This is a genomic window from Methyloversatilis sp., assembly GCF_030698125.1.
Taxonomy (GTDB): Bacteria; Pseudomonadota; Gammaproteobacteria; order Burkholderiales; family Rhodocyclaceae; genus Methyloversatilis.
Genome location: NZ_JAUYNV010000019.1, coordinates 143235 through 156029, shown reverse-complemented (window position 1 = coordinate 156029; position 12795 = coordinate 143235). Strand labels below are relative to the sequence as shown.

The window sequence follows — 12795 nt, the reverse complement described above, 5'->3', positions numbered from 1 at the left end:
CCGCATTGTCGCCGCCCGGGCAGCCGAACGCCACCGAATACGCACCGACTTGATGCACAGGCATTTTCGTGCGCACCACTTCGGTGCGACGAGGTGTCGGGGGCGCCGAACGATATACTTCGACCACTTTTATTCGCCTGAACATCAGCCATGGCTACACTCGGACAGATACTCGGTCTCGCACGGGAACGTGCGCAGCAGCTCCAACTGCCTTACGCCGGTGCCGTGACGCCGGCCGAAGCCCACGAATTGCTCAGGCTCGCGCCCGGGGCACGCATCGTCGATGTGCGCACGGCGGCCGAATGGCAGTGGGTCGGCGAGGTGCCGGATTCGGTACAGATCGAATGGAACCAGTCATCCGGCCAGCGCAACCCGGATTTCCTCACCCAGCTCAAGCATCAGGTCGATCCCGAAGCACTGGTGATGTTCCTGTGCCGCAGCGGCGGACGTTCGCACGGCGCTGCGGCCGTCGCGGCCGAAGCGGGTTACAGCAACGCCTACAACATCCTCGAAGGATTCGAGGGAGACCTGGACGCCAACGGCCATCGCAACACCGCGGGTGGCTGGCGCAAGGCCGGCCTGCCATGGAGCCAGACCTGAAGGACACCCGATGCAAGTCGCCAACATCACCTTTGACCGTTTCAACGCGCTGGCCGACGACCAGGCGCAGTCGCGCATTCTTGCGGCGCGCGAAAAGCTCGGCCAGCGCGCGGTCATCCTCGGTCACCACTATCAGCGGGCAGATGTCTATCGCCACGCCGACCTGACCGGCGATTCGCTGAAGCTGGCGCGCCTCGCCAGCCAGACGGACGCGAAATTCATCGTGTTCTGCGGCGTGCACTTCATGGCCGAAGTGGCCGACATCATGTCGCGCCCGGAACAGATCGCCATCCTGCCCGACCTGGCCGCCGGCTGTTCGATGGCCGACATGGCCAGCCTGGCCAAGGTGGAACGCTGCTGGCGCGAACTGCGCGACATGACCGGCGACCCGGATGCGCTCATTACGCCGGTCACCTACATCAACTCGGCAGCCGACCTGAAGGCCTTCTGCGGCGAGCACGGCGGCATCGTGTGCACCTCGTCGAACGCCGCCAGCATTCTCGAGTGGTCGCTGGCACGCCGCGAAAAGGTGCTGTTCTTCCCCGACCAGCACCTCGGGCGCTGGACCGGCTACAAGATGGGCATTCCGCTCGACGACATGGTGGTGTGGGACCCGGATCTGGAAAACGGCGGCCTGACCCGCGAGCAGGTGGCAAAGGCGAAAATCCTGCTTTGGAAGGGTCACTGTTCGGTACACCAGATGTTCCAGCCGGCGCACATCCTGCGCTGGCGCAACCAGCATCCGGATGGCCTCGTCATTTCGCATCCGGAAAGCGCCCTCGAAGTGTGTCGCCAGTCGGATTACGTCGGTTCGACCGAATACATCCTGAAGACGGTGAAGGCCGGCGCGCCGGGCACGAAGTGGCTGGTGGGTACAGAGCTGAATCTGGTGAATCGCCTCGCCGAAGAGGTGAAGCACGAAGGCAAGACCGTGCAGTTCATGGCGCCCACCGTGTGCATGTGCTCGACCATGCAGCGCATCGATCCGCAGCATCTCGCCTGGTGTCTCGAGAATCTTGCCGAAGGCCAGGTGGTGAACCGGATCAGCGTGCCGGAACATGAAGCGGTGCCGGCCAAACTCGCGCTCGACCGCATGCTGGCCGCCTCGCCCTGAGGACGTCTGCCACATGGACTGGATGCAGCGCTGGGAACTGGCCAGTTACGTGGTGACCGCGCTGGGCCTGCCACTCGCCGTCATCACCTTCATCTACCAGCAGCGGCGCGAGCGCGACAACGAAGATGAAGAGGCGTACCAGATGCTGTCGGACGCCTACATCGACTTCCTGAAGATCGTGCTGGCCAATCCGGACCTGCCGCTGCGCGAGACCGCCGCGCCGCAGCACCTCAGCGACGAGCAGGAACGGCGCATGCACATCATCTACCAGATGCTCATTTCGCTGTTCGAGCGCGCCTACCTGGTCGCCTGGACCGACGAAACCGAAGGTCTGGCAGCGCGCCGCTGGGCGTCGTGGGACGACTACATGCGCGAGTGGCTGGCCTGCGACGCCTTCCGCAACCAGCTGATGACCCTGCTGCGCGGCGAAGACCCGGCGTTTGCGCGCCACATGATGAAGCTCGCCGAAGCCGGGCGCGGCCACCCGCTCGATCCATGACGACAGACCTCCGCATCTGCACCTGGAATATCCACAAGGGCTTTTCGCAGTTCAACCGCCGCATGGTGATCCACGAACTGCGCGACCGCTTGCGTTACCTGTCGTCGGATCTGGTGTTCCTGCAGGAGGTGCAGGGTCAGCACCACGGACACGCGCTGCGCCACGCCGACTGGCCGATCGAGCCGCAGTACGAGTTCCTGGCCGATGAAATGTGGCCGGCGACCGCCTATGGCCGCAACGCGGTGTACGACCACGGTCACCATGGCAACGCCATCCTGTCGCGCCACCCGATTTCACAGACCGACAACCACGACATGTCGGCACACCGCTTCGAACAGCGCGGCCTGCTGCATTGCGTGATCGAGCCGGTGCCCGGCCGGCGCGTGCATGCGCTGTGCGTGCATCTGGGCCTGACCGCACGCGGCCGGGCCCAGCAGTACGCCATGCTGGCCGAGCACGTATCTTCAACCATACCCGCCACCGAGGCGCTGATCGTGGCCGGCGACTTCAATGACTGGCACAACCGCGCCGAAGGTCAGTGGGCCGACGCACTCGGCCTACAGGAGGCGCACAGCCTGTTCCACGGCCATCCTGCGCGCAGCTATCCGGCGGCCTTTCCGATGCTGCGGCTCGATCGCATCTATGTGCGCGGCCTCGACGTGGGCGAGGTGAAGCTGCATGCCGGCCGCCCCTGGTCGCGCATTTCCGATCATGCGGCGCTGACCGCGCGATTGTCGCTGCCTGTAGCGTGACGACGCCGTGAGCCCGCAATGAGTCCGCGATGAGTCGATTCCTGCCCGGCAACGACATCCGCCTGCTGGTGTGCGGCGAACAGTACTTTCCAGCGCTGGAAGCGGCGATCGAGGGGGCACGCCAGGAAATCTTTCTGGAAACCTACATCTTTGCCAATGACCACATCGGCGAGCGCATCTCGGCGGCCCTGGCTCGGGCCGCGCAACGCGGCGTGCGCGTGCGCGTGCTGGTCGACGGCTTCGGCGCGAGCGAATTCGAAACCACGCACCGCGCAGCCCTGGAGGCCGCCGGCGCGCACACGCTCATCTTCCGCCCCGATATCAGCTGGGTCACCCTGCGCCGCAACCGGCTGCGCCGCATGCACCGCAAGCTGGCCGTCATCGACGCCAGCACCGGCTTTGCCGGCGGCATCAACATCATCGACGACATGCACACGCCCGGTCACACGCCACCGCGCTTCGACTTCGCGGTCCAGGTGCGCGGGCCGCTGGTGGCCCGCATGCATGCCGAATGCCAGAAACTGTGGGAACGCGTGGCGTGGGCGACGCTTCAGTTCCGACCGCGCCTGCCGCGTGTGCGTGAATATGCCAGCCGCCAGGCCGGACAGATCCGCGCCGCGCTGCTGGTGCGCGACAACCTGCGCCACCGGCGCGACATCGAGGACGCCTATCTCGAGGCGATCAACCGGGCGTGCAGCGACATCATCATCGCCAACGCCTACTTCCTGCCGGGCCGGCGCTTCCGTCAGGCGCTCGTGCGGGCTGCGGAACGCGGCGTGACGGTAACGCTCATCCTGCAGGGGCGGGTCGAGTACCTGCTGATGCACTACGCCTCGCAGGCGCTCTACGGTGCGCTGCTGTCGAAAGGCGTGCGCATCGTCGAGTACCGTCGCAGCTTCATGCACGCCAAGGCGGCCGTGGTGGACGACGACTGGGCCACGGTCGGCTCCAGTAACATCGATCCGTTCAGCCTGATGCTGGCGCGCGAAGCCAATGTGGTGGTGAGCGACGCGGGTTTCGCCGGGGAGTTGCGGCAGAAGTTGCTGCAGGCGGCCAACCATGGCGGCCGCGAACTGCGCCATCGACAGTGGAAAAACCGCCCGATCCACGAACGCGTGCTGCGCTGGATGGCCTACGGCGTCGTGCGCCTGATGATCGGTCTGGCCGGTGACCTGCTGGCGCGGCGCCGCGCCGGACGCGACACCCGGCACAACCTCTGATCGCAGGCGTCACTGCGCTTTCAGGCTGGTTTCAGCTTCGGCGCCTACACTGCAGGCATGACAACCCGACGCCTCCTGCTCTTCCTGGCCGTTCCGCTGCTCGCCCTCGGTGCACTCGCCGCCGGCGTGTTCTACATGCCGATGGGCTTCGCCGACGATGATCACATCCGGGCGCGCGAACTGAGCCAGCGCGGTGAAATCCTGTCACTGGAGAAAATTTCGGAGCTGGCGAAGGCGGTGCGCCCGGGCAAGCTGATCGACATCGACCTGGAGCGCAAGCGCGAGCTGTGGATCTATGAAGTCGAACTGCTCGACGATCAGGGTCGCGTGTGGGAAATGAAGCTCGACGCACGCAATGGCGAACTGCTGAAGCTGGAACAGGACGACTGACGTGAGACTGCTGCTCGCCGAAGACGACGAAGCGCTGGTCGCCGGACTCAAGCCGGCGCTGGAGCGGGCGGGCTACGCGGTCGATCTGGCGACCGACGGCGTGTTTGCGCAGTTGTGTGCCGACGCGATCGACTACGACCTCGTGCTGCTCGACCTCGGTCTGCCGCGGCGCAGCGGCGTCGAGGTGCTGCAGCACTGGCGCAGTTCGCACAAGTCGATGCCGGTGGTGGTGCTGACCGCGCGCGACACCTGGCAGGAAAAGGTCGCGGTGCTGACCGCCGGCGCCGACGACTATGTGTGCAAGCCCTTCCACACCGAAGAGCTGCTGGCGCGGCTGGCGGCGGTACTCAAGCGCAGCACACCCGACAAGCGCACACCCGGGCCACTGTCGGTCGCCGGCCTGTCGCTCGATGAGGGCGGGCAGAGCGCGACCCTGTGTGACGGCGTACGCATCGAACTGAGCCAGATCGAATTCCGCCTGCTGCGCTGCTTCATGCTGCATCCGGGCCGCGTGCTGTCGCAGCAGCGACTGAACGAACACCTCTATGACCACGCCACCGACCACGAAAGCAATGTGATCGAAGCGCACATCACGCGCCTGCGTCGCAAGATCGGCCGCGACTGGATACAGACACGGCGCGGCCAGGGCTATGTGTTCGACGCGCCCGCCGGATCATGAACGGCTCGCTGCACCGGCGTCTTGCCGTGGGCCTGGCGGTCAGCCTGGTGCTGCTGGCCGGCCTGCAGTGGCTGCTGGCCGGCATCGCGATCGAGCGGCTGCTGAAGGCGCAGCTCGCACAGCGACTGGAGCGCGACGCGGAAAACCTGCTCGCCGCACTCCACACCGGCGCCGACGGCCGACTGGCGCTCGACGCAACGCGCGTCGGCGGCGAATACCAGCGCCCGTTCTCGGGCCATTACTACCGCATCGTTGTCACGCAAGACGGTCAGACGCATGACATCACGTCGCGCTCGCTGTGGGACGGCGGACTTGCGCTGCCGCCGACCGTCGATGAGCGGCAACGCGAGACCGCGGCGCGCGGACCGCAGGGACAGTCGCTGTGGGTGGTGTCGGTGCAGTACGAGAAGCGCGCCCGGCGCGTCGTGATTGCGGTGGCCGAAGACCTTGCGCCGCTGCAGTCCGGGCTGCGTCAGTGGCATCTGCTGTACGGCCTGCTGTCGCTGGCGGTGGTGCTGCTCGTACTGGCCGTTCAGCGCTGGGTCGTGCAGCGCTCGCTGCGCCCGCTGGCCGAACTTCAAGGTCAGTTGCAGGCACTGGAACGCGGCGAACGTACAGAACTCGATGCCCCGGTGCCGGACGAAATTGCGCCGCTGGTGGCGCAGCTCAACAGCATGCTGGGCATGCTGTTGCGCCGTTCGCAACGCTCGCGCGAGGCACTCGGCAACCTGGCCCACGCCCTGAAGACGCGCCTGGCCGTACTCGTGCAAGCGACCGAGTCCCCCGAACTGGCGGCACACCCGGCGCTCATGCAGCGCCTCGTCGACAGCAACACACTGATGCGCCATGCCATCGAACGCGAGCTGCGGCGGGCCCGGCTGATGGGGGGTGCGCATCCGGCCCAGCGCAGCAGCGTCGCCGCGGTGATCGATCAGCTCGGGCGCACGCTGGGCATCCTGTACGCGGACAAGAAGCCGGATATCCGCATCGACGTGCCGTCCGGTCTGGCGCTGGCCATGGACCCGGAAGACCTGCTCGAACTGCTGGGCAACCTGATGGACAACGCCTGCGCCTGGTGCACCGGCGTGGTCGGCATTTCCATCCGGCACGCCGACGACATCGGCATCACGATCGAGGACGACGGCCCGGGATGCCCGGCCACACAGCTTGAAGCGCTGGCTGAACGCGGCTTTCGCGCCGACGAATCACGCCCCGGCCACGGTCTCGGTCTGGCCATCGTGCGCGATCTGGTCGACAGCTACGGCGGCACACTGGAATTCGGTCATTCGACCGCACTGGGCGGACTGCGCGTCACCGCACACCTGCCCGGCCATCTGGGGCACACCGTCCCGAACACCCGAGGAGACTGACATGAAGACACCTGCCATCCGCACGGCCCTGATCGCCGTGCTGACCGCGTGCGCCACCCTGCCCGCACTGGCCGACGATGACGACCTGCCGAAGATGCGTGCCATCGCGGCCGGCGCCAAGCTGATATCGCTCGAGGACGCGCAGGCGAAAGCACTCGCCGCCAAACCCGGCACCATCGTCGATGTCGACCTCGAACGCCGCTTCATGGGGCGTAATTACGACTATGAATTCGAAGTGATCGACGCCGAGGGCAAGGAGTGGGAGGTCAACATCAACGCCCGCGATGGCTCCGTGCGATCGGTGCGTCAGGACTGGTTCGACTAAGGCCGGGCGACACCCTGCACCGATGCGGCAAGTCTGCTGCACAATCAGGCCTGACCTTCCCGTACCGGACCGACCATGAGCACCGAACACGCCCTGCCCCACTGGATCAACAACGCGCGCGACGTGCTGCACAGCGAACGTCAGGCGGACGTGTTCGATCCGGCCCACGGACGGGTAGCGCGGCGCGTGCTGCTGGCGTCCGACAGCGACGTGTCGGCTGCGGTGGCCAGCGCTTCCGCCGCACAACCCGCCTGGGGCGCACTGCCGCCGCTGCGCCGTGCGCGCGTGCTGTTCCGCATGCAGGAACTGGTCGGACGCTACAGCACCGATCTTGCGCGGCTGATCACGCGCGAGCATGGCAAGACGCTGCCCGACGCCCAGGGCGAGGTGCAGCGCGGGCTTGAGGTGATCGAGTTCGCCTGCGGCATTCCGCAACTGCTCAAGGGCCAGTATTCGGACAACGTCGGCGGCGGCATCGCCAACTGGAGCCAGCGCATGCCGCTGGGTGTCACGGCCGGCATCACGCCGTTCAACTTCCCGTTCATGGTGCCGATGTGGATGGCCCCGGTGGCCATCGCCTGCGGCAACAGCTTCATCCTGAAGCCGTCGGAACGCGATCCGTCACCGTCACTGCTGACCGCCGAACTGTTCCGCGATGCGGGGCTGCCGGATGGCGTATTCAACGTCGTGCAGGGTGACCGCGAGGCGGTCGACGCGCTGCTGGTGCATCCGGACGTGCGTGCCGTGAGCTTCGTCGGCTCGACGCCGATCGCGCGCCACATCTACGAAACCGCGGCACGTCACGGCAAGCGTGCTCAGGCACTGGGTGGCGCGAAGAACCACATGGTGGTGATGCCGGACGCCGACATCGCCCAGGCGGCCGATGCGTTGATCGGCGCTGCCTACGGCTCGGCCGGCGAGCGCTGCATGGCGATATCGGTCGCGGTGGTGGTGGGCGACATCGCCGATGCGCTGGTCGAGGCGGTCAAGGTGCGCGCGCAGAAGCTCAATATCGGCGACGGCGAAAGCCCGGGCGCCGACATGGGGCCGGTGGTCACCGCCGCGCACCGCGAACGCATCGTGTCGCTGATCGACAGCGGCATCGCGGAAGGTGCGACGCTGGTGCTCGACGGGCGGCGACACACGGTGGCCGGCCGGGAGAACGGCTACTTCCTCGGCGCGACGCTGTTCGACCATGTAACGCCGGACATGCGCATCTGGCAGGAAGAAATCTTCGGCCCGGTGCTGTGCGTGGTGCGGGCGGCAAGCTTCGGCGAAGCCGTTGCGCTGGTGAACAGCCACGAATACGGCAATGGCGTGTCGCTTTACACGCGCGACGGGCGCACCGCACAGGAATTCGCGCAACGCATTGAAGCCGGCATGGTGGGCATCAACGTGCCGATTCCGGTGCCGATGGCCTGGCACTCGTTCGGCGGCTGGAAACAGAGCCTGTTCGGCGACCTGCACGCCTACGGCGAAGAAGGCGTGCGCTTCTACACGCGCTACAAAAGCATCATGCAGCGCTGGCCGGACAGCGGCTCGAAGGGGCCGGAGTTCGGCATGCCGGTCAACCAGTAGGCGGCGCGGCACCGCTCACTCGATGGTGAGCTGCGGCAGCCAGTGCGAACGTTCGTCGGCGATGGTCAGATCCTCGTCGCGCAGCGGCCGCTTGCGGCGTTCGAGCGGCACCGTGGTCGGCGCGATGAACGGATCCATGTCGACATCGTGCTGCCGCCCCTCGATGCGCTCGCCATCGATCTTCATGCGGTAGTACGCACCGTTGAACGGATTCACATGCAGCGCGGCGGGCAGCGTATGCATGAACATCAGCGCGTATTCAAGTGGCGTCAGATCGGCGCTGCTGACCAGTGGCGGCTCATTTTCGACCGGGAAATTGCACAGGCGCTGCTTCGGGCCGGTCAGGCAGCGGAACGGCCGCATCGCCAGAAAATACTCGCCGAGCTTTTCGTCCAGCACGATCCTGAAGCGCGACTTGCCGTCGGCTTGCGGCGTGAAGGTGACCTGACCGATGACGATCCGCTCGCCCTGTGCATTGCCCAGCGTGATGGTGCGCGCGCCCGACAGTACATCGGCGTGCGCTGCAGTGCTGACGAGCAGACTGCACAAGACTGCGTTCATCCATCTCTTCATGCTGCGCTCCCCGTGCGTTCGCTGTTTTACACCACGCCATTCATGGAACCTGAGCGATATGACCGGTCGAAGTAGCCGTACCTTACGCCTGAACGGGTCACGATACCGCCATGAACCGTCGTCGTTTCACATTCGCTGCCGGCGCGGCGCTGCTGGCCCCCGGACGAGTACACCCGGACGCACCGGACCCGGCACGGGTCGCACTGCGCGCCAGCGGCTGCGCCTTGCTGATGCGCCACGCTGCGACCGAACCGGGCATCGGCGATCCGCCCGGCTACCGGCTCGACACCTGCAGTTCGCAGCGCAACCTGTCACCAGCCGGACGCGAACAGGCCCGACGTGCCGGCGCGTGGCTCAAGCAGAAGGACTTCGTATTCGATGCGGTATTCAGCAGCCGCTGGTGCCGCTGCGTCGATACGGCTGCGCTGATGTTTCCGGGCCAGGCGGTCGAAGTTCTGGAAGCACTCAATTCGTTCTTCGAGGACGGCAGCGCTCGCGAACGCCAGACCGCTGCGCTGCGCAGCTGGTTCGGAACGCTCGACGGATCGCGCCGGGTGGCGCTGGTAACGCACCAGGTCAACATCCTGGCGCTGACCGGTGACGACCTCGCCATGGGCGGAGCGGTAGTGGTGCAACCCGACCGGCACGGCGGTGTGCGCAGCGTCGGCCGGATCGACCCGGGCGGCTGAGCGCCTTCCTACTTCACGGCGAAGTGCTCGTCATAGCGGAACACATAGTCCTTGTCCTTTAGCGGCGTGTGACAGGTGCGACAGCTGTCGTACGTCGCCTCGCCATTCAGTTCGCCGGTACCCTTGAACGCGCTGTAGATCCAGTCGCCGTTCTTCTGCACCGCGGGCCCGCCGGCGCCCCAGCCCGGGTTCTTGCCCATGACGAAGGTCGATCCCTGCGGGAAAGCCTGGCCCGGCGTGGCTTTCCTTGCCTGCGGATTCATGTAGATGTCGCGGATCTGCTTCACGATGAGGCCCGGTCCGGCACCCCGCATGCGTTCACTACCCGCCCGTTGCTGATCCGGATGCAGCCGGCGCCGAAATCAGTGCGCCCGGCCGCGACGCCATGCCTCGGCCGAAAGCAGCAGCAGGCCGATGCCGATCAGCAGCATGCCGACCAGTTCGCCGGTACCCGGCCGCTCGCCGAGCTGCCAGGCGGCCGACAGCACGCCGATGACCGGCGTGACCAGCGACACCATGCTGGTGGTACCGGCCGACAGCCGGCGCAGCGCATACAACCACAGCAGCCACGCGACCACCGTGCCCGGCACGATGTTGTAGAGCAGCGCGCCGATCAGTGAAGGCGTCCAGTTGATCGGCTCGGCCGGCCACCACAGCGCCACGATGACCAGCGGCACGGCACCGATCAGCGACTGCCAGGCAGCGATGGCCACCATGTCGAGGTCCGGCTCTCGCGCCTGAAGGCGCTTTGCGACGATCACCGCCAGCGCCCAGCACACGCCCGCCAGCGTCGCCAGCACGCTGCTCAGCAGGTCACCGGCCAGATGCAGCGGATCGAGAATGCACAGCAGACCGACCAGCGTGGCGGCAGCCGATGGCCATTGCCAGCCGCGCAGGCGATCGCCGAGCAGCGGCCAGGCCAGCAGCATCACCCAGAACGGCATGGTGTACGCCAGCACCGCGGTCTTGCCGGCGCCACCGCTGACCAGCGCGAGAATGATCAGACCGGTGAAACCGGTTGTCTGCAGCAGACCCATCAGCGCCACCGCGCGCATTTCGATGATGCGCACCGGCCGGCGCAGCGCGATCACCAGTCCGAACAGCACCAGCGCACCAAACAGCGTGCGCAGCGCGCCGAACTGGAAGGGGCCGATGTCTGCCAGGGCGATCTTCATGACCACCCAGTTGTAGCCCCAGATCACGGCCAGCAGCATCAGGGCTGCCAGCGCGCGCGCGGACGGGCTGTGCGGCACGGGCGTGTCAGTTCCAGATGTGGGTGATGAGGCGCCAACTGCGGTCAGGCTGGCGACGGTAGACCATCGTCAGGTGCCCGCTGAAAGTCTGCAGGCCGCCCTCGCCGTTGGCCTGCGCGCTCCAGCGGCCACGTTGCGTGGCGACTTCGCTGTCACCGATCACCGCATGCAGTTCGATGCGGTGGTTGTGCAGCCCCTGATCAATCGCGCCGGCGAACAGCGCCTCGATCTGCGCTGCACCGAGCGCAGCGTTGCCGCCGGCCGGCAGCACGGCACCCTGTTCGTCGTACAGCGCAGCCAGTGCAGCGGCGTCGCCTCGGTTGAAGGCGGCATCCCAGCGCTGGTTGAGGTCGGCAACGGCGGTTTGAAGGGCTTGCAGTGTCATGTGAATCTCCTCGGGAAAAGCTGAAAAATGAGTGGGAAAAATGAGCGGGGAAAATGAGTAGCCAACTCATTTGAACGACAAAACAATCAGGCAAAGGCGCCTGAGCCGGACTGCACGACGCCGAGCATGGTCTGCAGCGCAGCACGCTGATCTTCGTCGAGCCCGGCCATCAATGTGCGCACGCGGCGGTAGTAATCGGGCATGACGGCGTCAAGCACGGCCTGCCCGGCCGGCAGCAGGCGCACGGTGAGGCGGCGCCGGTCTGCGGTGTCGAACACACGCTGCACCAGACCGTCGCGCTCCAGCCCGTCAAGCAGGCCGGTCATCGTGGCGCGCGTAACGCCCGCCTTCTGCGCCAGCGCCGAAGGCGACGATTCGAGCGCCTCCTCGCGCATCAGCAGGACAAGTACCCACCAGCGCCCCTGCAGCAACCCGTGGCGGGCGAGAAAGCCGTCGAGAGCCTGTGACAGTTCGGTCGCCACGCGCAGCAGCGTCAAGAACGATGCGACCGCGCTGACGTCCGCTTCGGGATAGCGGGCGGCAAACTTGCGCAGTACATCGGAGGTCGGAAGATCGCGGAGTTGAAGCATGATTAGCTGCATTATAGTAAGGAACCTTACTTTGTCAACGACAAGCTGGAGCACGGCCCCGATCTTGGGCTAGGATTAAAGGAAACACATGCCGTGCACGTTGATCGTCTTTTACGCGCAGCTGCATGGCGACCCGGAAAGCGACCGCATGGACACCATCGACACGATTGCCGCCGCTGCCGGCCTGGCTTGGGCCAGCGGCCTGCGCCTGTATGCGGTCATCTTTCTTGCGGGACTGGCTGGTCGCCTGGGCTGGGTCGAGCTGCCCGGCGACCTCGACACGCTCGAACATCCGCTTGTGCTCGCAGCGGCCGGCCTCATGCTGTGCGTCGAGTTCTTCGCCGACAAGATTCCGGCGCTCGACAGCCTGTGGGACGGCGTGCACACCTTCATCCGCATTCCGGCGGGTGCATTGCTCGCCGCGTGGGCACTGGCCGACCAGAGCGCACCGGTCGTGCTGGCGGGCGCCCTGCTCGGCGGCTCGCTGACGGCCGGCACGCATCTGACCAAGGCGGGCAGCCGCATCGCCATCAACACCTCGCCCGAGCCGGTCAGCAATCTGATCGCGTCGACCAGCGAAGACGGCGCTGCGGTCGGGGGCCTGTGGCTGGCATTCACGTATCCAATCGTGTTTCTCGGCTTCCTCGGCGTATTCCTGCTGTGCATGCTGTGGCTGCTGCCACGCGTCTGGCGCTTCCTGAGCGACCTGCTGTCCTGGGTAGCCGGCAAACAGGCGCCCGGTTGACCTGAATCAGCCCGCCTCGCTCGGCCCGGCAGT

At 66.3% G+C, this 12795-nt stretch carries 17 protein-coding genes; 12 read left to right on the top strand and 5 right to left on the bottom strand.

Annotated features, from left to right (window positions below; translation table 11 throughout):
- Window positions 1–150 precede the first annotated feature (150 nt).
- The 10 genes from Q8Q80_RS08715 to Q8Q80_RS08670 all read left to right on the top strand — a co-directional run bounded on the left by Q8Q80_RS08715 (window position 151) and on the right by Q8Q80_RS08670 (window position 8527).
- Window positions 151–600 carry a rhodanese-like domain-containing protein gene (locus tag Q8Q80_RS08715; protein WP_305632539.1) on the top strand — a complete coding sequence of 150 codons (450 nt, stop codon included), beginning with the start codon at window positions 151–153 and terminating at the stop codon, window positions 598–600.
- 10 nt (window positions 601–610) lie between these two features.
- Window positions 611–1714: a quinolinate synthase NadA gene (nadA, locus tag Q8Q80_RS08710; RefSeq protein WP_305632538.1), complete on the top strand. Its 1104-nt coding sequence runs from the start codon at window positions 611–613 to the stop codon at window positions 1712–1714.
- Window positions 1715–1727: 13 nt separating this feature from the next.
- A complete protein-coding gene (locus Q8Q80_RS08705; protein WP_305632537.1) occupies window positions 1728–2213 on the top strand; it encodes a hypothetical protein in 486 nt (161 codons plus the stop codon).
- The gene (locus Q8Q80_RS08700; protein WP_305632536.1) at window positions 2210–2965 is read left to right on the top strand and encodes an endonuclease/exonuclease/phosphatase family protein; all 756 of its coding nucleotides are present in this window, start codon (window positions 2210–2212) and stop codon (window positions 2963–2965) included. Before Q8Q80_RS08705 ends, Q8Q80_RS08700 begins: the two co-directional genes overlap by 4 nt.
- A 29-nt stretch (window positions 2966–2994) precedes the next feature.
- Complete coding sequence (gene clsB, locus Q8Q80_RS08695) at window positions 2995–4185, top strand: cardiolipin synthase ClsB (RefSeq protein WP_305632535.1); 1191 nt, start codon at window positions 2995–2997, stop codon at window positions 4183–4185.
- Between the two features lie 57 nt (window positions 4186–4242).
- On the top strand, window positions 4243–4575 hold the full coding sequence (locus Q8Q80_RS08690) for a PepSY domain-containing protein (RefSeq protein WP_305632534.1): 333 nt from the start codon (window positions 4243–4245) through the stop codon (window positions 4573–4575).
- Window position 4576: 1 nt separating this feature from the next.
- Complete coding sequence (locus Q8Q80_RS08685) at window positions 4577–5254, top strand: response regulator transcription factor (protein WP_305632533.1); 678 nt, start codon at window positions 4577–4579, stop codon at window positions 5252–5254.
- The gene (locus Q8Q80_RS08680) at window positions 5251–6624 is read left to right on the top strand and encodes an ATP-binding protein (RefSeq protein WP_305632532.1); all 1374 of its coding nucleotides are present in this window, start codon (window positions 5251–5253) and stop codon (window positions 6622–6624) included. The genes Q8Q80_RS08685 and Q8Q80_RS08680 overlap by 4 nt, the downstream gene beginning before the upstream one ends.
- Before the next feature lies 1 nt (window position 6625).
- Window positions 6626–6949 carry a PepSY domain-containing protein gene (locus Q8Q80_RS08675; RefSeq protein ID WP_305632530.1) on the top strand — a complete coding sequence of 108 codons (324 nt, stop codon included), beginning with the start codon at window positions 6626–6628 and terminating at the stop codon, window positions 6947–6949.
- 75 nt (window positions 6950–7024) lie between these two features.
- Window positions 7025–8527 carry a CoA-acylating methylmalonate-semialdehyde dehydrogenase gene (locus Q8Q80_RS08670; RefSeq protein WP_305632529.1) on the top strand — a complete coding sequence of 501 codons (1503 nt, stop codon included), beginning with the start codon at window positions 7025–7027 and terminating at the stop codon, window positions 8525–8527.
- Between the two features lie 15 nt (window positions 8528–8542).
- Here the strand turns inward: Q8Q80_RS08670 and Q8Q80_RS08665 are convergent, their stop codons facing one another.
- On the bottom strand, window positions 8543–9088 hold the full coding sequence (locus tag Q8Q80_RS08665) for a hypothetical protein (protein ID WP_305632528.1): 546 nt from the start codon (window positions 9086–9088) through the stop codon (window positions 8543–8545).
- A 122-nt stretch (window positions 9089–9210) separates the two neighbouring features.
- Between Q8Q80_RS08665 and Q8Q80_RS08660 the strand changes: the two genes are divergently transcribed.
- The gene (locus Q8Q80_RS08660) at window positions 9211–9789 is read left to right on the top strand and encodes a histidine phosphatase family protein (RefSeq protein ID WP_305632527.1); all 579 of its coding nucleotides are present in this window, start codon (window positions 9211–9213) and stop codon (window positions 9787–9789) included.
- An 8-nt stretch (window positions 9790–9797) separates the two neighbouring features.
- Here Q8Q80_RS08660 and Q8Q80_RS08655 read toward each other — a convergent pair whose 3' ends face one another.
- The 4 genes from Q8Q80_RS08655 to Q8Q80_RS08640 form a co-directional block, all read right to left on the bottom strand.
- On the bottom strand, window positions 9798–10103 hold the full coding sequence (locus Q8Q80_RS08655) for a cytochrome P460 family protein (RefSeq protein WP_305632526.1): 306 nt from the start codon (window positions 10101–10103) through the stop codon (window positions 9798–9800).
- Between the two features lie 48 nt (window positions 10104–10151).
- A complete protein-coding gene (locus Q8Q80_RS08650; RefSeq protein ID WP_305632568.1) occupies window positions 10152–11003 on the bottom strand; it encodes a DMT family transporter in 852 nt (283 codons plus the stop codon).
- A 46-nt stretch (window positions 11004–11049) separates the two neighbouring features.
- Window positions 11050–11427, bottom strand: coding sequence for an SgcJ/EcaC family oxidoreductase (locus tag Q8Q80_RS08645; protein WP_305611671.1), 378 nt, complete (start codon window positions 11425–11427; stop codon window positions 11050–11052).
- Window positions 11428–11513: 86 nt separating this feature from the next.
- Window positions 11514–12017, bottom strand: coding sequence for a MarR family winged helix-turn-helix transcriptional regulator (locus Q8Q80_RS08640; protein ID WP_305632525.1), 504 nt, complete (start codon window positions 12015–12017; stop codon window positions 11514–11516).
- An 88-nt stretch (window positions 12018–12105) separates the two neighbouring features.
- On the opposite strand from Q8Q80_RS08640, the gene Q8Q80_RS08635 reads away from it, so the two are divergent.
- Window positions 12106–12762 carry a DUF4126 domain-containing protein gene (locus Q8Q80_RS08635; protein WP_305632524.1) on the top strand — a complete coding sequence of 219 codons (657 nt, stop codon included), beginning with the start codon at window positions 12106–12108 and terminating at the stop codon, window positions 12760–12762.
- Window positions 12763–12795: the final 33 nt, after the last annotated feature.